The sequence below is a fragment of the Actinomadura terrae genome, from assembly GCF_022751215.1.
GTDB lineage: Bacteria > Actinomycetota > Actinomycetes > Streptosporangiales > Streptosporangiaceae > Spirillospora > Spirillospora terrae.
This window is the reverse complement of sequence record NZ_JAICDG010000002.1, coordinates 2,073,957-2,092,810: the sequence shown is the minus strand read 5'-3', so window position 1 is coordinate 2,092,810 and position 18,854 is coordinate 2,073,957. Positions and strand designations below refer to the sequence as shown.

Sequence of the window (18,854 nt, the reverse complement as noted above, 5' to 3'; positions counted from 1 at the left end):
GAAAGGTGGCCGACCAGCCCGCGCCCCTGCACCGTCGCCGCAACCATCCGAGCCATCTCGGCATCAGGTGGGACCGATCTGGCCCGTATGGAGCCTCCCCCCGCGTAACCCTTACTTCACCGGCCGACCCGCCCTCGCCGTGCGTTGGGGGCTGTCGCGAACGAGGTCTCCAGCACCGCCGACACCCTCGTTCTCGTGCGGTACCGGCGACAGCAACTACCCACTCGCCGCTGCACTGACGGGAGTCAAGGCGCTGGCCACGGCATGGATCCATTGTTGAGCCGGGGGACCTCGGCGCCCCGCAGTGGTCGTGGTGGGCTCGTAGGCTGCGAACCGCCCGGCGCGTCGTCTGTGCCAAGATCCGATGGTGGAGATGACCGACGTCACGCGCGCGATCGCGGCTGCTACTTCGGTCGCCGCATCGCTTGGTCTGCCGGCCAGCGGCGCGCTCGTTCTCCACAACTCGAACAGGCTGACGCTGCGGCTTACTCCGTGCGACGTCCTCGCCCGGGTCGCCTCTCTGGGGCATGAGGACGCACAGTTCGAAGTCGAGCTCGCACAACGGCTTGCCCAGGTCGGATGTCCCACGGGGCGCTTGGAACCTCGGGTGGACCCGCTTGTGTACTCGCGCGATGGCTTCACGGTGACCCTGTGGACCTACTACGGACCCGCAACAACTCATACCTCACCAGGCGACTACGCCAAGGCGCTGGAGCAGTTGCACGTCGGCATGCGCAAGGTCGACGTGCCGAGCCCGCGGTTCACCGATCGCATTGCGCAGGCGAAAGTCGTCGTTGCCAATCCGAACCTTTCGCCAGAGCTCGCCGACACCGACCGCGTGTTCCTCAGCAGCAGACTCGCAAGCCTGCAACGGGCGATCGAGGACCGCGGCGCCGTGGAGCAACTACTCCACGGCGAGCCGCATCCGGGCAATGTGCTCGGCACGAAGTTCGGCCCGTTGTTCATCGACCTTGAGACGTGCTGCCGTGGTCCCGTCGAGTTCGATCTCGCCCACGTCCCCGAGGCGGTCTGCGAGCACTATCCGAACGTTGACCAAGGACTGCTGGACGAGTGCCGGCAGCTCGTTCTCGCGATGGTCGCGGCCTGGCGTTGGGAACTCGGCGACCAGCTTCCGAATGGCAGGCGATTCGGAGAGGAACTCCTGCGCTCGCTGCGCGAGGGTCCTCCTTGGCCGACACTCGACACGGTCACCAGGCGACTGGACGGTCGGTAGGAACCGCCAAAGGTCCGGCACAGTTGCGGTTGCCCCTCGTATCGGCGAGCGCTGCCAGCTCGAAGCCGCGGCCGAGTAATAGAACATGTGCGTTGACAGCAATTGAAGGAGGGTGGTGCGGACAAGCAACTCGGGCCTGCCCTCGCGGGCTGAAATTCGCGTGACGTCCGGCCTGCCTCTGCCGGATCATGCCTCCCATGGACCTCGTACGGATCAGGCTCATGACACCGGACGACCTGCCCGCCGCCGAGCGCGCCTCCGCCGCGGCCTTCCTGGAGGCCGACCGGGCGGCCCGGCTCTGGGACGAGCCGGAGCCCCAGCCACCGGACGGGGCGTCCAGCCGGAACTGGATCGAGGGCATCGGCCACCATGTCGCGACCGACCCCGGGGGCTGCTGGGTCGCCGAGGCGGACGGCGGCGAGATCGTCGGCCTCTCGGTCGCGCAGAACCGGGGCGGCGTATGGTACCTGGCCGTCTTCGGCGTCCTACCGGGATTCCAGGGCAAAGGCGTCGGCCGCAGGCTTTTCGACGCTTCGCTGGCCCACGCGGGCGACCGTCCCGGCCTGATCTCCTCGTCCCCGCATCCGGCCGCGACCCGCCGCTACCGGCTCGCGGGCTTCACCCTGCACCCGCTGATGAACATGTCCGGACGCCTCGACCGCAGCGCCCTGCCCGCGATCGACGGCCTGCGCGAGGGACGTCCCGACGATTTCGAATGGATGGACGCGCTGGACGTGACCCTGCGCGGCGGCCCCCACGGCGCCGACCATCCGCACATGCTGGAGCGCAGGCAGCTGATCGTCTCGTCCTCGCCCGGCGAACGGCCCGGCTACGTCTACCTGGACAAGGACGAAGGGAATCCGATCCTGCTGGCCGCCGCGCACGTCGAGACCGCCGAGCGCCTCCTGTGGGAGGCCCTCGCACACACCCGTAACAAGGCCGTCATCGGGCACATCTCGGCCGGAAACCCGTGGGCCATCGATATCGGTCTGACCGCCCGCCTCGATCTCGGCCGGGAAGGCTACCTCGCCGTGCGCGGGATTTCCGAACCCGTCCCCTACCTCGCGAGCAGACACCACCTCTAGTCAGCTCCTCCCAGACGCACGCTGAGGCGGGGGGCTCGACATCGCGTTCACAGTCGGACGCGAGCTACAGCCGAGACGTCGCCCGCAAAGTGGCAGTCGAAGAGATGCGTCCAATCGTGACGACCGCGCAGCAGCCTGAGCGCCGAGAGGATCGCCCCCGTACCGGTCCCCCAAGTAGGGCACGCGACAGCTGAAGGCGCGGCCGTTGGGGTCTGGGAGCGGGGTTAGGTGTGTGTTGCCTTCGGGGGTGTCGGGTGCGGGGGGCGGCGATGCACGGTGGTATTGGGGGATGCACAGCGATGGGCTGGGGCGCGGGCCGGAGTTGATGCGCGCCGGTGTGCGGGACCGGGTGGCCCGGCTGACGGGGGACGCCGGGGGGCGGGTGCGCGAGTGGTCGCCGCCGGTGCTGCTGGGCGTGTTGTGCGGGGGCGCGTTCGCCCCCTTGGTGACGACGGGGATGGGCGGTGCGGCGCTCCTGGCCGCGGGGACGGGCGCGGTCACCTGCCGTTCACCGGCGACCTGCTCGCGTAACGCGGTCCCGATCTCGGCCAGCGTTCCCGAGGCGCCGACCAGCAGGCCGCGGACCTCCTCGGTCGTCGCCGCCAGACCGCCCAGCAGCTCCAACCGTCCCGTCTCGTAGGCCGTCGTGAGCGCGACCTCAAGACCGCCGATCCGGCTGAGCAGGGCGGTCACCTCGGCACGCAACTCGGCCGACTTGGCGAGGTCGCGCTCCAGCTCCTCGGCCAACGCCTCGAACGCTCCTGCGTCCGAGCCGTCCCGCCGCAGCCGTTCCGCCCGCGCCACCCACCAGGCGCTCAGGTAGTTGACGCCGAGCCCGCCCAGCAGGTCGGTGACCCCCTGCGCCGACAACCCCTGCAAGAAAGGGGTGAATGCGCCCGCGGCGATGAGAGTGAGCATCGACCACCCGGTGGCCGTCGACACCCGGCCGCGCGCCACCGAATCACGTACACCCTCACGCATCCGGTCCGCACCGTCACCACCTTCGGCCGCCATGCCTAGCACCCTGCCCGAACGGGCCGGTCGGTCATCACCACGCGTCCCAAGTCGGCCACGACCGCAGCGTCGAATTGGGTGCCCCGGTGCCGAGCTCCTACAGAGCCCCCTCCGGAGCGCCGTGACGCGGATACACCGGCCCCCAGCAACACCTGACGGCTGGCCGGTCAGGTGACGTCGAGGACGGCCTTGCCGCGGATCCGGCGCTCCAGAAGTGCCGCCGCCGCCTCGGCCACCCGGTCCCAGGAGCCGCGCCAGCCGATCTGCGGGTCGAGCCGTCCTTGGTCCAGCAGCTGGAGGAGATAGGTGAGGTCCGGGCCGAACGCCCAGTCGAGCCGGTACGCCTCGATGCGCAACCTGCTGCCCCTATGCCTGGCGGCCTCGAAGTCGATCATCGTCGACCCGCCGGACGCGTGCCCGATGGACTGGACGATGCCGCCGTCGGCCAGCAACCCGTACGCCTGCGCCAGAAGGGCGCCGCCGACGTTCTCCAAGACGCCGAAGACCGGCTCGGTCACGTTGTCGAGCCCGACGACGACCTCGGCGGCGCCCAACTCGGCCAACCCGGTTCCGCGTTCCGGGCTGCCCACGGCGGCGATCACATGAGCCCCCGCCAGGGCGCCGAGCTGGACCGCGTACCGGCCGACACCGCCGGACGCGCCGGTGACCAAGATCCGCCGGCCGATGACCGGGCCGAGGCCCCGCAACGCCTGGAGGGCGGAGACCCCGGCCACCGGCAGCGCACTGGCGACGCCGAGGTCGACGGTATCCGGCACCGTCACGAGCTTGGCGGTGTCCACCGCGCGCAGCTGCGCCCAGGCGCCGGCCGGACCCCAGGTGACGACGCGGCTTCCGACCTCCGGACCCGAGCCGTCCGCCGCCGCCTCGACGACGACGCCCGCCGCGTCCCAGCCTGAGACGCCACCCGGTTCGGTGCGCAGGGCCAGGTCGGCGACCTCACCGAAGTTCAACGACACCGCGCGGACCTCGACCACCGCCTGCCCTCGCTCCGGCCGCGGATCGGCGACCTCGCCGATCCGAAGGCCCTGGGGTGCGTCCGGGTCGTGGACCAATGCACGCATCGGGAACCTCCATGATCGTTTACCGGGGACATGCCACGATCTCATGATCGCCGCCTCCACGGTTGACCTGTGGCAGCAGATCCGCGACGCCGCCATAGCGCGGCCGACCCGGCGATCGCCACTCCAGATCGATCGATCTCGAGATGCTTGTGATGGCCGCGCCTACCACCCGAGCACGCGACGGTGCCGGGTGGGCCGCGTCCTCCCCCGCCTGGCCAGGGGGCGCAGGTTCATAGGAGAAGTCCCCCTTATGGGGGCGGTGGGGTAGTGCGGCGCCCGCTGAGGTAGCGGATGGGGGATCCCCGTCCGGTGCGATGTGGGCTCGGTACGGCGGGGTCGAAGGTAGGTGGCAACCGATCCAGGCAGGAAGAGAGGTCTTCTATGGCCCGCCCCACCACCCCCCATCTGACGGCCGGACTGCTGGCAGCCGCAGCCGGTGCCGCGATGGTCGCCGCGGCGACCGTGCCCGCCCTCGCGGACGGCAGGGCGACGGCCGCACCCGCCGCGTCGCGTGAGCACCCGTACGGCGCTCATGCGGCCAGGGGGAAGTTGGTGTCCGCCGAGCATCTGGGCACCATGTCGGCCGGGAAGGTGCGGGCCTGGCTGGCGAGCGATCACTTCGACGCCACGTCGGCCCGGTACGGGGTGGACACCTACCGGCTGGTCTACCGGACGGTGGACACGCACCGGCGGGCGACCACCGCCAGCGGCCTGCTGGTCCTTCCCCGCAACGGGAAGCGCATGCTCCGCACCGTCTCCTACACCCACGGCACGATGAGCTACAAGCCCGACGCCCCTTCCACGACCCCAGACGTGTGGGGGCCCGGAGCCGCCATCACCTACGGTTCCGCCGGGTTCGCCACCGTGGCGCCCGACTACCTGGGCCTGGGCCGGGGCCCCGGCGTGCACCCGTGGAAGGACGTGCCGTCGGAGACGTCGGCGTCCCTGGACATGCTGCGCGCGGCCCGCGAGTTCGTGCCGCGCAAGGGCCGCACGCTGGACGGCCGGATCTTGGTCACCGGCTTCTCGCAGGGCGCCTCATCGGCCCTGGGGTTGGCGAGGGCGTTGCAGGACGGAGCCGAGCCGCGGTTGCGCTTGCAGGCGGTGGCGCCGATCAGTGGCGGCTACGACTTCCGGGGCGCCGAGTTGCCCGCGCTGCTGAAGGGGAGGCTGCACCCCAAGATGTCCGTCGCGTACGCCTCCTATCTGCTCACCTCCTGGAACCGCATCCACGGCGGGATCTACCGGATGCCCGCGGAGCTCTTCCAGCAGCCCTACGCGGGGCGCGTCGAGAGGTACTTCGACAGCACCACCCCCGGCGAGGTCATGCTGGCAGGACTCCCCGACACCCTCGGCGAACTGCTCACCCCACGCGGCTTCGACGTGCTGCGCCACCCGTCCGGAACGTTCGCGCAGGCACTGCGGGTGGACGGGGAGGTCTGCACGGCGTGGACGCCCCGCGTCCCCGTCCGGCTCTACGAGATCAGCAAGGACGAGCAGGCGGCGAACGCCAACACCGCCCACTGCGCGGCCGCGTTCAAAGCGCGAGGCGTGGAGGCGCCGGTGATCGACGTCGGGGACCAGACCTATGGTGGTTCGCGGCACCTCGGTTCCAACCTGTCCGGAACGGCGCTGGCGGTCCGCTGGTTCACCAGCCTCAACCCAGGCCGATGACCGTCAGCTCGGCGGCGACGCCACGGTCCCGAACACCCGGAGGGCCCCGGGGCGCTGGTCCTTGACCAGGTCGTCCGGACGGGCAATCTCTGTGCACGAGGTGTCCGGATCGGCGGTCCTCGTTCGTCATCTAGACAGAAGACGAACCAGGCCGACAGGAGTGATGATGAAGTTCATGATGCTGGTGTGCAGTGACAGCGAGCCGGACGAGGACCGCTCCGACAACATCGAACAATGGGTGGCCGACGTCGACAGCCGTGGCCAGCGCGTGCTGGGCAGCGCCCTGGCGGCCCCGGAGTCGGCGACGACCGTCCGCGTCCGCAAGGGCGAGCTGCTGCTGTCGGACGGCCCGTTCACCGAGACCAAAGAGGTGATCGTGGGCTTCGACGTGCTGGAGTGCGCGCACCTGGACGAGGCGATCGAGATCGCCCGGGCCCACCCCATGGCCCGGCTCGGCCAGCTGGAACTGCGTCCCTTCCGCGACCCGGACCACACGACGGATGAGTGAACCGCAGTCGGCCGCGGCGTCCGTGGAGGCCGCCGCGGCCGGCGCGCACGAACGGATCGTCGCCACCCTGATCCGCATCACCGGCGACTGGACACTGGCCGAGGACTGCGCGCAGGAGGCACTCGCCCTGGCGCTGGAACGATGGCCCCGCGACGGCGTCCCCGCCAACCCCGGCGGCTGGCTCATGACGGTGGCCCGCAACCGCGCCACCGACCTCCTCCGACGCGCCTCCGTCGAACGCCGCAAACTCCAGGAACTGGCCGCCCTGCGCCCCACCGAAGCGGCCCTCCCGGTGGCCGAGGAGAACCTGCCCGACGACCGGCTGCGTCTCGTCTTCACCTGCTGCCACCCGGCCCTGGCCCTGGAAGCACGGGTCGCGTTGACGCTGCGGACGGTCTGCGGGGTCCCCACCGCCGACATCGCCCGCGCCTTCCTGGTCACCGAGTCGGCGATGACCCGGCGGCTGACCCGCGCCCGCCGGAAGATCGCCGATGCGGGCATCCCGTTCCAGGTCCCCGACGGCGACGCGCTCACCGAACGGCTCCCCGGCGTCCTGGGCGTGCTGTATCTGCTGTTCACGCGGGGTTATGACGCCGACGGCGAACCCGCCTTCGCCCAGGAGGCGATCCGCCTCACCCGGCTCCTGGCAACCCTGCTCCCCGACCAACCCGCAGTCTCCGGCCTCCTCGCACTACTCCTGCTCCAGCACTCACGACGCGCCGCGCGCCGCGACACCGACGGCAAACCCATCCGCCTGGATCGACAAGACCGCAGCCGATGGGACCACGCCCTGATCGACGAGGGCCTGCGAGCGCTCCCGCAATCGCGGGCCGACGAGCCCTACGGCGTCCAGGCGCGGATCGCGGCCTGCCACGCCACCGCTACCAGCCCCGACACCCTCGACTGGATCGCGATAGCGCGCTGGTACGACGTCCTGGCTCGCATCCAGCCGTCCCCGATCGTCGCGCTCAACCGGGCCGTCGCCCACGGCTACGCACACGGCCCCAACGCCGGTTTGCGCCTGCTGACCGAGGCCAGAGCCGACGGCAGGCTGGAAGATCACCCGCTGGCCGTCGCCGCACAAGCCGAACTCACCGAGCGGGCCGGCGACCACACCCGCGCCGCCGACCTGTTCCGCCAGGCCGCGTCCCACACCCACCACGAACCACAACGCCAAGCCCTCCTCGACCGCGCGGCCGAACTCACCTGAGCCGCCGCGACGACCTCGTCCGGACATATCCCAGACGCCCGTCGCGGGACTCACGAGAGTCGGCAAACCGCGCTCAGGCAGATAGCCCGGACACCTCCGACCAGCAGCCGGGCGAGCGGCCACCTGCCTTTGGCGCGGGCCGCCTGAACTGGGCGGAGGAGGTCGCCGTAGACCGTTGGTCCTTGCCCGTGGACGCGGCGTGCTGGATTACCCCTCAGGTAATCGATCTTCAGATGACCGTTCGGCAGGCTGATGATCATTGTTCGCATGCCCGTTCTCATCCGCGAGGAGTGTCAGTGACCAGGCGTTCAGTAGGGGTTTTCGTGGCCGCGGCCGTGGCCGCCGTCCCGGTGGTGCTTGCCGTTCCGGCACAGGCGGATGTCCCGCCGGTGATCGAGGGGAGGGTCACACCCGCTGCCCAGAAGTTCATCGACCGGCAGACACGGTTCGGGGCGATGCCGACCTACACCACCCCGGACGCGCCTGATGAGAGGGACCTGGACAAGCGGGTCGCCGTCTACGGGGAGATGTGGGACCAGAACGCGACCCTGTGGGAGGCCGCCACCGTTCCCGTCCAGGGGCGGACGAACATCGAGAACTCGGTCCGCACCTCGTTGCGGCTCGTCCCCTCGCTCAACTTCGGGCCCACCCGTGTCGCAGCCGACCGCAATGTCGTCATGTACGGCGCGCACAACCAGGCCGTGCTCAACAAGACGACGGTCGAGTATCCGGCGATCTACCGGGTCGTCCTGAACAAGAAGGGCGACGTCGTGCAGGGGCGGCGCTACTACGACCGGTTCCGCTGGTTCAAACCGTTCGACGGCAACCTGAAGGACCTGTTCGGCGATGTGACCGACCAGCGCGGCGGCACGGCGCCTCCCGCCAAGAGGACCGCGCGTCCCGACGACATCCCCGGCCGGGCGGCGGCATGGAACCGGCGGGACGCCGCCGCCCTGGTGGACTCCATGGGGAACGCCGCGCTGTCGGGCACCGGACTCAACGACCGCCAGTTGCACACCCGAGCCGCCAAGCTCGCCTACCTGCAACTTCTGTTCGGCACCTTCGGCACCGACCCCAACGCCAAGCTCGACCCCGGCCAGAGGGTGCGCACCCCAGCAGCCACCTACCAGGAGTGGTACGGGACGGTGAACAGCCAGGGCCGCACCACGTCCTTCGGCATCATCGAACGGTTCGGTTATCGCGACGGCCGGCTGACCGACTGGACGCTGACCTTCGACACGCTGCCACTGATCGCCGACGACCAGGAGATCCGCAGGCTCTACGGCCTGATCCAGTCCCAACACTGAGCCGGAGCCGAACCGCTCCGCCGGGTGATGCCGACGTTCGGGATGTCCCATGTCGCCTCGCGACCTTCAGCGGGGCGACACGTAGGGCGGCAGTGCACCTGAACGCTGTGCTCGACCAGCTCAAGGCGACCTCGATGCCGGCGTCCTCCGGGAGTTCCGCGCCGATCACGGTCCTGGAGCGAAAGTCTGGTCGTTGGACGGCGACCAGCGCAATCGGCCGTATGGGCGGTTCGCCTCCTCCTGGCGGCGTAGGGGGGATCTGGGGGGTCTTCCCTGATGCCGGGCGGGGGTGATCGTTGGAGAGGCTGGCCCGCATGACAGTGATGAGAGCCATGGCGCTGGCCGTCGTGATGGTCGCCGCCGTGCCCGCGACGGCTGTGGCGCAGACGCCCCCGGCAAACGACGCGCTTACCAAGGTGGTGACCGAGGCGAAGGCGCCTTCGGTCATCGCCCGGTGGGGCGTGGACGGCAGGTCCTACGAGTTCCGGTACGGGGCCCGCAGGGCGGGTGAGCACGCCCCGGCTGTGCAGGGGGTGTTCCGCATCGGCAGCGTCACCAAGACCTTCACGGCCACGGTGGTCCTCCAGCTGGTGGGAGAGGGCCGGCTCTCGCTGGCCGATGACGTGGAACGGCTGTTGCCGGGGGCCGTCCCGGACGGCGCGTCGGGGATCACCGTGCGGCATCTGCTGCGGCACACCTCGGGGCTGCCGGAGTATCCCGACGAGTCGGCGTTCGAGGACAGCGGGGCGCTGAAGGACCCGTTCCGCACCTGGACGCCGCGCGCGCTCCTGTCCGCGATCAAGGGCCGGCCGCGCGAGCCGCTCGGCACCTTCCACTACGCGCAGACCAACTACGTGCTGCTCGGCATGATCATCGAGAAGGTCACGGGGATGCGCTACGCGACGGCGGTCGAGCAACGCGTCCTGCGGCCCCTGAACCTGACCCACACCTATGTGCCGGGCACCGAGACCGTCCTGAGGGGAAGGCACAACCGGGGCTACGTCCTGGACGGCGGCCGGTACGTCGACGTCACCGCCCTGAACCCCTCGATCATGGACGCGGCCGGGCGGATCGTCTCCGACACCCGCGATCTGGCGGCCTTCCAGCGCGGCCTGCCCCGGATACTGGCCCCCGCGCAGATCAACGAAATGCGCACCCCGACACCCGGCGGCAGCTACGGCGCCGGAGTGGAGAACATTCCGCTGAAGTGCGGCACCTTCTACGGCCACGCGGGCGGCGTCCCCGGATACTTCACGCTGACCGCCGCCTCCAAGGACGGGCGCCGCTGGTTCGCCGCCTCGGCGACGCTCAACGGGCCACAAGCCATCCAGGGACTCGTCTCCACAATGGGCACCGCGCTCAACGCCGCATTGTGCCCGTGAGAGCCCGACCGGATCGCTGAACGGATCAACCCGGTCCCCTTCACCGCCCGCTGAACGGCCAGACCCCCCGGCCGTTCAGCGGGTGTTCGGCTTCGCGGACGCCCGCGCCTCCAGGCTCCGCCCTGAACACCAGGGCCTGCACGAGTCTGCGGGTAAGGGTTCTTTGTCGACCAGTGGATGTACCGATTCACTGGTCCTGGGCTTGACCTTTACACGGTGACAAGGTCTCCACTGGGGGCGGGAGGTGGTCCAGATCAACACGACCGACGGAACGACCCCGCAGCACACCCGCGTGGCCAACGCCCTGCGCGCCGAGGACTCCTCGGTCCGGCTTCGAGCGGCCCTGGCGGTCGGCTCGAACCCGGACCCGGTGTTCCTGGAGACGCTCGTTGAGCGGTGCGCGGTCGAGCCGGACTTCTTCGTGCGCGACATGCTGTCCTGGGCGCTGACCCGTCTCGCACCGGAGATCACCCTGCCCCGCATCCGCCAGGAGCTCGGCTCCGAGCGTCCCCAGGCTCGCAGCCAGGCGCTGCACACGCTCTCCAAGATCGGCGACAGGAGCGCGTGGGACTGGCTCACCCGCGGCATGCTGCGCGACGCCGACGACGAGGTCGCACGGACCGCATGGCGCGTCGCGGTCGCCTTCGTGCCCGAGGAGAAGAAGGAGAACCTGGTCGACGAGCTCGTCCTCCAGCTCGGCCGCGGTGACCGCGACGTGCGGCTGAGCCTGAGCCGCGCCCTCCTCGACCTCGGCGAGGTGATCAAGCCCGCCCTGGAGAAGGCCGCGAACGACCCCGACCCGGCGGTGGCCGCGCACGCCCTTGCCACGGAGCTGCTCCGGCAGAACCCGGAGACCGGTTTCGACGCGGCCGTCGAAGAGGCCAGGCGCGTGGCCATCGTCGGCGCGAATCCGGCGACCGCCGCGGACGGGTCGGGAGGCGCCGCGGCTACGGAGGCCGTCGAGGCCACGGGGGCTCGGGAGGCCGCGGATTGCTGATCGGTGATGTGGCCCGCCGCTCCGGGGTGAGCACCCGCATGCTCCGGCACTACGACGCGCTGGGGCTGGTGCGGCCGACGGGGCGCACCAGCGGCGGCTACCGCGAGTACTCCGACGAGGACGTCCGCAGGATCTTCCAGGTGGAGAGCCTGCGCTCCCTCGGGCTCTCGCTCAAGCAGATCGGGCGGGCGCTGGCGGACCCGGACTTCACGCCGTCCGCCCTGGTCGGCGACCTCATCCGGTGGACGCAGGACCGCCTGGCGCGCGAGCGGGAGCTGCTCGCGCGGCTCCGCGCGATCGACGCGTCGGCGCCCACCGACTGGCAGGACGTGCTGCGCATCGTCGAACTCATGCGGGAGCTCGACTCCCCCAGCGCCGCGCGCAGGCAGCAGGCCGTCCTGGCCCCCTCGGAGGACGTGTCGGTTCCCGCCGAGCTGCTGGCCGAGGCGGTCCTGGCCGAATCCGATCCGCACGTCGCGGGCGCCCTGCGCTGGGCGCTCGCGCGGTCGGGCGGCGAAGGGCTGGCGGCGCTGGAGGCCGGGCTGCGCTCGCAGGACGTCGACGTCCGGCGGCGCGCGGTGCAGGCGATCGCCGAGATACTCGACGTCGCCGGTGCCACCGCAGTGCTCGCGGACGCCCTCGCGGACCCGGACATGACAGTGCGCAGGCACGCCGCTCTGGCCTTGGGCAGGCACGGCGCGACCGCGGCCGTTCCCACGCTCCTCAGCATGGTCGTCGAAGGCATCGAGGACGTCACCGCGGCGGAGGTCCTCGGCACGCTGTCCCAGGACCCCGAGCATGCGGACAAGATCATGACCGCACTCGTCGACGAGCTCTCCGCGCCCACCGCGGACTCCGCGACGCGCATCCGCCTCGTCCAGGCACTGGTCGAGCTCCCGGGGACCATCGCGCAGGAAGCCCTGCGCCAACTGGCCCACGACAACGACCGCGCCGTCGCCCTCGTCGCCTCGGCCCTCGCCGGAGCCCTCCAACAGCGCACCGCCGCAGACCAAGCGAACTCCTGAAGCCACCCCTCCCCGGGCCGCAGCAGGTCAGGGCGCTGGAAACGGACAGTTACCTCACCGTTCCAGATCCCAACCGAAATACCGTGGGGCCTCCTGCGGCAACAGGAGACCCCAATAAGGCGGATGCCACCCGAGCCACGAGAGGAATCCGCTGCTCACGCCGCAGATCACCTGGTTCGGACAGGCGCCGGGCGAATGCATGTTCAGTAACGCCGATTCGACCGCTGTCCGGCAAGGGACGTCACCGGGACGAGGACACCACGCCACCGCGAACAACGCCCCTGCCTGCACCGATGGTTCAACGAACCTCGAGTACGCGGCCGGGATGGAAACAAACTGATCATTTATCGCGGTGTTGTTCATCGCTCCGGAGGGACGAGATTCGAAACAACAGCTCATGGCAAAGGCCCTTCCCGACTCCGCCTGGGGCTGGGAACCATTGGGTGTGGGTTCCCCTTCGCGCTGGGACGACGGCAATCGTCCTCCGCATATCCGAAGGGGTCTCGCTTCACCAGTCCACCCGAGCCCGGCACCGAGAAGGGTCGCCACCGCGATCTCAGCCCCGCCCGGTGCCCCACCCGAGAGGCCCGTTCGATGTCTGTCCCCTCATCTCGCGACGACGGGGCGTGTGTCCCCGCACCCGGCTTGCAAGGCGTCATCCTCATCGCCCTGTTGTTGATCATCGTTGTCCCGCTGGCCGCGGATCTCACGCTGTCGGTCGCGATCACCATCGTGGGCGCGGTCGAGATCACCTGCCGCCCGGCCCGCCGCGGCGAGGACTGAGACGGCTCGGCCGGGGGTCTTGCCGGCGCAAGCCCCCGGCCGGGTCGGCCAGACCGGTACCTCGCCGCTGGGAGCCATCAGTGCCACGCCCCCCGAACCACCTCGATCCGCAGACAGGCCCGGTCGCGGCGTTCGCAAGCACGCTGCGGGACCTGCGCGACTCAGTCGACCCGACGCCCACCTACCGGGAGATGGCCGAACGCGTCCATTACTCCTTCACCGCACTGTCCCAGGCCGCCGCCGGCCGCAAGCTCCCGACCTGGGAGGTGACGAAGGCATTCGTCGTCGCGTGCGGCGCGGACCCCGCCGAGTGGTTGGCCCGCTGGCAGCTCGCCGCCAGCGTCGCGAACGCCGCCGACGTCACGAACGCCGCCACCGAATCCGTCCCCGCCGATCAGCAGGGACACCCATCAGCCCTCCCCGCTCAGCCGCCGGAGCCTGCCGAGAGCAGCGAGCCCGACCCCGTAGCGGCCCAGACGGCGGCCCAACTCATGGGCGTCTTGAACCAGTTTCGCCAGCGCGCCGGCGTCAGCCTCCGGGAACTCTCAGCCCGGTCCCATAACGCCCCTGACTATCCGGCGAATCTGTCGCGCACAACGCTCTCCAATCTCTTCAGCGGACGAGGCCGCCAACCCACCCTGGACGACGTGTTGCAGATCCTCGCGCTATGCGATGCCTCACCCGGCGTCCTGGAGCATTGGAGGACATGCTGGCAACGCCTGCACGGACCTCTGCCGCCGGCCGATCCCCCGCCGTCCATGCTCGACAACCTCAGGACCGCCACGCTCACCGAACGCGATCTGGTGACCGAGCGGGAAGCGATGGTCCACCCTCGGCAGACGGCGGCTCCCGCAATCCCGCGACCGGCTCCCCGGCGCCGCAGGCGCCTGCTGACCGCACTGACCCTGACGGCGGCAGCCGTGACAGCGGCGGTGACAGCAGCGCTGGGCGGGGCGATAGCGAACCTGTTGTCCCAGGACTCGAGCGCCACGATCACCATCACCGGAGCGGCGGCGAACAGCACCCGCGATGGCGTCGTCATCGCGGTCGAATACCGTTGCGCCCCGCAAAGCACCATCATCGCGCTCAATGCCACGGTCACCGCCGCCGCCGGCGCTCGCGGAAAGATCGTCCCAATTTGCGATGAAAAGGAGCGATCCGTTAACGTCATCGCCATCGACAGCATGGACCGCAACGGCTTCCAGCCCGCGGATCTGGCGACCGTCTCCGTCACTCTCACCGACGCCAAGTCCCACATCGTCGAGAGCGCCTTTATCACCCGCCACCTGAGCTAGAAGCAGATGACCTGCGGTCGGATCGACGTCGGGCCCCGCGTTGCGCGAGCCTCACCGCCACCCAGGGCGGGGGGTCAGCGCTCCACGCGGTAATGCAGGTGGGTCACGCCGGGGGCGGGCACATCCTGGACGAGCGTGAGGCGGATGTGGCCGGGCAGCTCCTGGAAGAGGCGCCGGCCCGCGCCCAGCAGCACCGGCACCTGATGGACGACGATCTCGTCGACCAGTCCCGCGGCCAGGGCGCTGGTGAGCACACCGCCCCCCATCAGGCCGACGTCGAGGCCGCCCGCGGCTTCGCGGGCGGCGGCGACCGCTTCCTCGATCGAGGACGTGAACCGCTGCGCCGGCGTCGCCTCGGGCGGCGCGGGGCGGCGGCTGACGACCACCAGGGGCGCCTTGGGATGGGGGCTGCCGCCACCCCACCCGTTGGCGTCGTCGTAGCTGTTGCGGCCCACGACCACCGCGCCGATGCGCTCGGCGAACGGGTCGAGGAAGTCGCGGGTGGCCTCCGACAGCCGGAACTGGGGGACGACGCGGCTGGGCGTGTCGCCGTTCCAGTACCAGTCGTGCAGGACGTCGCCGTCACCGAGCCCGCGCCCCGGAGCGGGGTCGTGGCCGGTGATGAAGCCGTCGACGGAGACGGCCATGTTGCCCAGAACCTTCGTCATGGTGATCGCTGCTTTCTGAAGACCCGGTGGGGACGGTGGGAGACGCCCGTCGTCGGCGGGCGCCCTGGAGCCGGCGCTCGGTCAAGGCGGAGCACTCATCGGGGCAGCAGCCGATCCAGGCGCGCCATCGACTCGCGGACGCCGTGCTCCATACCGCTCTCGATCATGGCGTCGCGGGCTTCCACGGAGCCGTAGACCGCGTGGGCGCGCACGCGGGTGCGCTCGCCCAGGTTCTCGAAGGTGAGCGTCTCCAGGCTGACCTCGTCGGGACGGCCGTCGTACTGGAAGGTCTGCACGATCCGCTCGCCGGCCTCCACGGTGTGGAACACGCCGTGGAAGCGGTGCTCTCCGCCCCCGCCGCGGTGGAGGTAGGCGTAGCGGCCTCCCGGTCTCGCCTCGTACTCGACGACGACCGTCGTCATCGTGGGCGGCCCGAGCCACCGCGGGATGAGCTCGGGATCGGTCCAGGCGCGGAACACCAGCCCGGCGGGAGCGTCGAACTCCCGGACGGTGTCGATGAACGGCGTCCCGGGAGGGGCGGTGATCGTCGTCTCGTTCACTTGTCCTGCTCCTTCATGTCCTCCAGCACCGCGTCCAGGCGGCGATGGCGTTGTTCGGCGGCCAGCCGGTAGGCGTCGATCCAGCCGGTCAGCTCCTCCAGGGCGGCCGCGTTCAGATGGCACGGCCGCCGCTGCGCGTCCCGGCTGCGAGTGATCAGACCGGCCGCCTCCAGCACCTGGACGTGCCGCGAGACGGCCTGCTTGGTGATGGCGAACGGCTCGGCCAGCTCGTTGACGGTCGCGTCTCCCCGGGACAGTCGCGCGATCAGTGCCCGCCGTACGGGATCACCCAGCGCGGCGAACCCCCGGTCGAGCCGCTCGTCCCGCTCGTCAACATCCATGTTGTACAACCAACCTCTTTATCAATCGGTGTGTTGAATATAGAGGCCAGGCCGATCGGCGGTCAACCCCGAGCTTGTCCGGGCCCGCGCGCATGGCGGCAGATCTCATGGCGGGCCGCCCTGGAGGGCGGCCCGTTCGTCGTCGTGGTGCCGGTTCAGTGGGCCAGGCGGGCGATGAGCTCGTCGCGGCCGTGCACGCCGATCTTGCGATAGATCGCCTTGAAGTGGTCGTTGACGGTGTGCGGGGAGAGGCTGAGGCGGCGGGCGATCTGCTTGGCGGACAGACCTTCCAGCGCGTGTTCGACGACCGTGCCTTCGCGGAAGGTGAGGCCGTGCCAGGCGGTCACCGCCGGAAGCAACTCCAGGCCCGAGGCGGGCCGGATCGTGACGGCCGCCGCCCCCGGGCCGGTGCCCTGGAGGGGCTGGGAGGTCAGCGTGGCCCAGCCCTGCAGGGTGGGGACCCGGGCCAGTGCGGCCCCGCCGGGCTGAAGGGCCGCGGTCTGGGTGATGCTCCAGATCAGGCTCTCGAACTCGCCCTCACAACTCGAGCGCGGCGCGCCGGTGAACTGGTCGCGCCACTGCCCGACGGACGGGGTGGACGAGGTGATCCGTCCGCCGGCGTCGACGACGAGGACACCCGGCGTCCGGTCCAGGCCGTGGATGCGCAGCGGCCTGCCGGTCACATAGCGCCTGGTGGCGGTGGCCAGGGCATCGGCGAGGCGGCGGGCATGCCCCGCCTCGGCCGGTGAGAACGGCCGGCTGTCCAGGCCGCGCAGCAGCCACAGCTGACCCCATACCGATCGGCCATCGGCGAGCGCGATGCGCAACTCGCTGCCGACACCCTCATAGGCCATCACCTCGTGCGCCCAGAAGCTGTGTCGGTACCGGGGGTCCTCGGCGCTGAGAACCGCGACGCGATCGGGTCCCTTGAGCGGCTGCCCGGACGAGAACGGATCGGGCTCCACCTGGCCGCCGTCGATCAGCCGACGGGCCGCGGCGGCGCCGTAACCGTACTCCCGGGTGTGAAAGCACGCGGTTCCGCTGGCCGGGTCCACGCCGGTGAGTATGTATCCCTGGTGGGGAACGACCCGCCCCAGCTGCGCCGACAGCGCCGAACCGAGATCAGCGACCGTGCCCGCTTCCGCCGCACCGATCAAACCGCGACGGAGCGCATCCCATTTCTCAGCCACTTGACAATGGTCGCACTCATTGTCAACCAGCTTATCCAAAGAAAGTCGACCGGCGATCATTCAGCAGATCGACAACGAGCAGCATCACGGCGATGTCGGCTGAGCTGCGTCGTTCGTGCTGCGGCCATCTGTTGTTCACGGTGGAGTCCCCCGCGCTCCCTACGGTCCCGTTTGCGACAAATAGGTCGATATCTTTGGGAGGTTTTCGTGAACCAGCGCAAGCAGCTCGCACGCCGGTGGGGCACGCCGCTGGGGGCGGCGGTCGCCGCGGCCGTGGTGACGATGGCGGTCAATCCGGTGCTGGGCGCGTCGGCCTCGCCGCAGGGCCACCCGCGGCCGAGGGCCGCCAAGAACGTGATCTTCATCAACGGGGACGGGATGGCCGCCGCGCAGCGGGAGGCGGCCCGGCTCCACCTCGCCGGACTGGACGGTCAGCTCGGCATGGACCGGCTGGCCGCTTCGGGACAGCTCACCACCAGCCCGCACGACCCCAAGGCGGTGGTGACCGACTCGGCCGCCGCCGCGACCGCGTGGGCGACGGGCCGGAAGACCTACAACGGCGCGATCAGCGTGGACGTCGACGGCAAGCCGCTGGCGACGCTGGGGCAGCAGGCCAAGGCGGCCGGCAAGTCCACCGGCCTGGTGACCACCGCGCAGGTCACCGACGCCTCACCGGCGGCGTTCTTCTCCAACACCGCCAACCGCAAGGCGCAGGACGAGATCGCCCGCCAGTACATCGAGGTCAGCAGGCCCGACGTCATCCTGGGCGGCGGCGAGGACTGGTGGCTGCCCAAGGGCACCCCCGGCGCGTTCCCCGACCAGCCCGCCGAGGACCCGTCCGAGGGAAGCCAGGGCACCAAGGGCGACCTGATCACCAAGGCGAAGAGCGCCGGGTACCAGTACGTCTCCAGCCGCGGGCAGCTGGCCAAGGCCCGCAACGGGAAACTGCTCGGCCTGTTCAGCAACGAGGAGATGTTCCAGCAGCGGCCCGAGGGACAGGGGGATGTCTACGACCCCGTCGTCGACCTCGCGACCATGACGAGCAAGGCCCTGGGCAACCTCAGCCACAACCGCAAGGGCTTCTTCCTTCTCGTCGAGGAAGAGGGCGTCGACGAGTTCGCCCACGAGAACAACGGCACCCGCATGCTCCAGGCACTCGGGCAGCTGGAGAGGGCCGTCGCCGTCGCCCGCGCCTACGTCGCGACCCACCCGGACACCCTCCTGGTCGTCACCGGCGACCACGAGTGCGGAGGGCTGACCGTCGAGGAGAACGACGCCAACGACGAGTCCGGCACCGGAATCTCCGCCGAGGACGGCCCCTTCACCATCAAGGGCAGCAACAAGACCTTCACCCTGGACTGGACGACCTCCGGCCACACCGGCGTCGACGTCCCGGTGACCGCCAGCGGCCCGCTGGCCGCCCAGTTCTCCGGCAAGCACCCCAACACCTTCGTGCACACGGTGCTCCAGCAGATCCTCGCCCCGCGCCGCTGACCCCG

17 protein-coding genes are annotated in these 18,854 nt (G+C 70.4%); 11 read left to right on the top strand and 6 right to left on the bottom strand.

Features of this window, described 5'->3' with window-relative positions; genetic code table 11:
- Window positions 1-373 precede the first annotated feature (373 nt).
- Together K2F47_RS19555 and K2F47_RS19550 are read left to right on the top strand one after the other, a co-directional pair.
- Window positions 374-1,234: a phosphotransferase gene (locus K2F47_RS19555; protein ID WP_242905769.1), complete on the top strand. Its 861-nt coding sequence runs from the start codon at window positions 374-376 to the stop codon at window positions 1,232-1,234.
- Window positions 1,235-1,431: 197 nt separating this feature from the next.
- The gene (locus tag K2F47_RS19550) at window positions 1,432-2,319 is read left to right on the top strand and encodes a GNAT family N-acetyltransferase (RefSeq protein WP_242905767.1); all 888 of its coding nucleotides are present in this window, start codon (window positions 1,432-1,434) and stop codon (window positions 2,317-2,319) included.
- Here the strand turns inward: K2F47_RS19550 and K2F47_RS19545 are convergent, their stop codons facing one another.
- Together K2F47_RS19545 and K2F47_RS19540 are read right to left on the bottom strand one after the other, a co-directional pair.
- Entirely contained in the window at window positions 2,320-3,300 is a 981-nt protein-coding gene (locus K2F47_RS19545) for a superantigen-like protein SSL4 (RefSeq protein ID WP_242905763.1), read from the bottom strand.
- Window positions 3,301-3,500: 200 nt separating this feature from the next.
- Window positions 3,501-4,415, bottom strand: coding sequence for a zinc-binding dehydrogenase (locus K2F47_RS19540; protein WP_242905761.1), 915 nt, complete (start codon window positions 4,413-4,415; stop codon window positions 3,501-3,503).
- Window positions 4,416-4,796: 381 nt separating this feature from the next.
- On the opposite strand from K2F47_RS19540, the gene K2F47_RS19535 reads away from it, so the two are divergent.
- From K2F47_RS19535 to K2F47_RS19500, 8 genes are all read left to right on the top strand, one after another.
- Entirely contained in the window at window positions 4,797-6,089 is a 1,293-nt protein-coding gene (locus tag K2F47_RS19535; RefSeq protein WP_242905760.1) for an alpha/beta hydrolase family protein, read from the top strand.
- Between the two features lie 163 nt (window positions 6,090-6,252).
- A complete protein-coding gene (locus K2F47_RS19530; RefSeq protein ID WP_242905759.1) occupies window positions 6,253-6,597 on the top strand; it encodes a YciI family protein in 345 nt (114 codons plus the stop codon).
- Window positions 6,590-7,807: an RNA polymerase sigma factor gene (locus tag K2F47_RS19525; RefSeq protein WP_242905757.1), complete on the top strand. Its 1,218-nt coding sequence runs from the start codon at window positions 6,590-6,592 to the stop codon at window positions 7,805-7,807. The genes K2F47_RS19530 and K2F47_RS19525 overlap by 8 nt, the downstream gene beginning before the upstream one ends.
- Before the next feature lie 323 nt (window positions 7,808-8,130).
- Entirely contained in the window at window positions 8,131-9,114 is a 984-nt protein-coding gene (locus K2F47_RS19520) for a nuclear transport factor 2-like protein (protein ID WP_242905755.1), read from the top strand.
- Window positions 9,115-9,428: 314 nt separating this feature from the next.
- On the top strand, window positions 9,429-10,496 hold the full coding sequence (locus K2F47_RS19515; protein ID WP_242905753.1) for a serine hydrolase domain-containing protein: 1,068 nt from the start codon (window positions 9,429-9,431) through the stop codon (window positions 10,494-10,496).
- A 244-nt stretch (window positions 10,497-10,740) separates the two neighbouring features.
- Window positions 10,741-11,493 (top strand): HEAT repeat domain-containing protein, encoded by a 753-nt coding sequence (locus K2F47_RS19510; RefSeq protein WP_242905751.1) that lies wholly within the window; start codon window positions 10,741-10,743, stop codon window positions 11,491-11,493.
- Window positions 11,487-12,518 carry a MerR family transcriptional regulator gene (locus K2F47_RS19505; protein ID WP_242905748.1) on the top strand — a complete coding sequence of 344 codons (1,032 nt, stop codon included), beginning with the start codon at window positions 11,487-11,489 and terminating at the stop codon, window positions 12,516-12,518. The genes K2F47_RS19510 and K2F47_RS19505 overlap by 7 nt, the downstream gene beginning before the upstream one ends.
- An 863-nt stretch (window positions 12,519-13,381) precedes the next feature.
- On the top strand, window positions 13,382-14,596 hold the full coding sequence (locus K2F47_RS19500; protein ID WP_242905746.1) for a helix-turn-helix domain-containing protein: 1,215 nt from the start codon (window positions 13,382-13,384) through the stop codon (window positions 14,594-14,596).
- Window positions 14,597-14,670: 74 nt separating this feature from the next.
- On the opposite strand, the gene K2F47_RS19495 is transcribed toward K2F47_RS19500, so the two are convergent.
- From K2F47_RS19495 to K2F47_RS19480, 4 genes are all read right to left on the bottom strand, one after another.
- The gene (locus K2F47_RS19495) at window positions 14,671-15,264 is read right to left on the bottom strand and encodes a dihydrofolate reductase family protein (protein WP_242905744.1); all 594 of its coding nucleotides are present in this window, start codon (window positions 15,262-15,264) and stop codon (window positions 14,671-14,673) included.
- A gap of 95 nt (window positions 15,265-15,359) precedes the next feature.
- The gene (locus K2F47_RS19490) at window positions 15,360-15,824 is read right to left on the bottom strand and encodes an SRPBCC family protein (RefSeq protein WP_242905743.1); all 465 of its coding nucleotides are present in this window, start codon (window positions 15,822-15,824) and stop codon (window positions 15,360-15,362) included.
- Complete coding sequence (locus K2F47_RS19485; RefSeq protein WP_242905742.1) at window positions 15,821-16,165, bottom strand: ArsR/SmtB family transcription factor; 345 nt, start codon at window positions 16,163-16,165, stop codon at window positions 15,821-15,823. Before K2F47_RS19485 ends, K2F47_RS19490 begins: the two co-directional genes overlap by 4 nt.
- 155 nt (window positions 16,166-16,320) lie before the next feature.
- Window positions 16,321-17,355 (bottom strand): LuxR C-terminal-related transcriptional regulator, encoded by a 1,035-nt coding sequence (locus K2F47_RS19480; protein WP_242905738.1) that lies wholly within the window; start codon window positions 17,353-17,355, stop codon window positions 16,321-16,323.
- Between the two features lie 207 nt (window positions 17,356-17,562).
- Here K2F47_RS19480 and K2F47_RS19475 point away from each other — a divergent pair, with 207 nt between their 5' ends.
- Window positions 17,563-18,849: an alkaline phosphatase gene (locus K2F47_RS19475; protein WP_242905736.1), complete on the top strand. Its 1,287-nt coding sequence runs from the start codon at window positions 17,563-17,565 to the stop codon at window positions 18,847-18,849.
- Window positions 18,850-18,854: the final 5 nt, after the last annotated feature.

Excerpts from the sequence above, each read along its gene's own strand:
- K2F47_RS19535 (WP_242905760.1), top strand. The coding sequence starts at position 4,797 with ATGGCCCGCCCCACCACCCCCCATCTGACGGCCGGACTGCTGGCAGCC.
- K2F47_RS19545 (WP_242905763.1), bottom strand. The coding sequence starts at position 3,300 with ATGCGTGAGGGTGTACGTGATTCGGTGGCGCGCGGCCGGGTGTCGACG.
- K2F47_RS19540 (WP_242905761.1), bottom strand. The coding sequence starts at position 4,415 with ATGCGTGCATTGGTCCACGACCCGGACGCACCCCAGGGCCTTCGGATC.
- K2F47_RS19515 (WP_242905753.1), top strand. The coding sequence starts at position 9,429 with ATGACAGTGATGAGAGCCATGGCGCTGGCCGTCGTGATGGTCGCCGCC.
- K2F47_RS19495 (WP_242905744.1), bottom strand. The coding sequence starts at position 15,264 with ATGACGAAGGTTCTGGGCAACATGGCCGTCTCCGTCGACGGCTTCATC.
- K2F47_RS19550 (WP_242905767.1), top strand. The coding sequence starts at position 1,432 with ATGGACCTCGTACGGATCAGGCTCATGACACCGGACGACCTGCCCGCC.
- K2F47_RS19530 (WP_242905759.1), top strand. The coding sequence starts at position 6,253 with ATGATGAAGTTCATGATGCTGGTGTGCAGTGACAGCGAGCCGGACGAG.
- K2F47_RS19525 (WP_242905757.1), top strand. The coding sequence starts at position 6,590 with ATGAGTGAACCGCAGTCGGCCGCGGCGTCCGTGGAGGCCGCCGCGGCC.
- K2F47_RS19555 (WP_242905769.1), top strand. The coding sequence starts at position 374 with ATGACCGACGTCACGCGCGCGATCGCGGCTGCTACTTCGGTCGCCGCA.
- K2F47_RS19485 (WP_242905742.1), bottom strand. The coding sequence starts at position 16,165 with ATGGATGTTGACGAGCGGGACGAGCGGCTCGACCGGGGGTTCGCCGCG.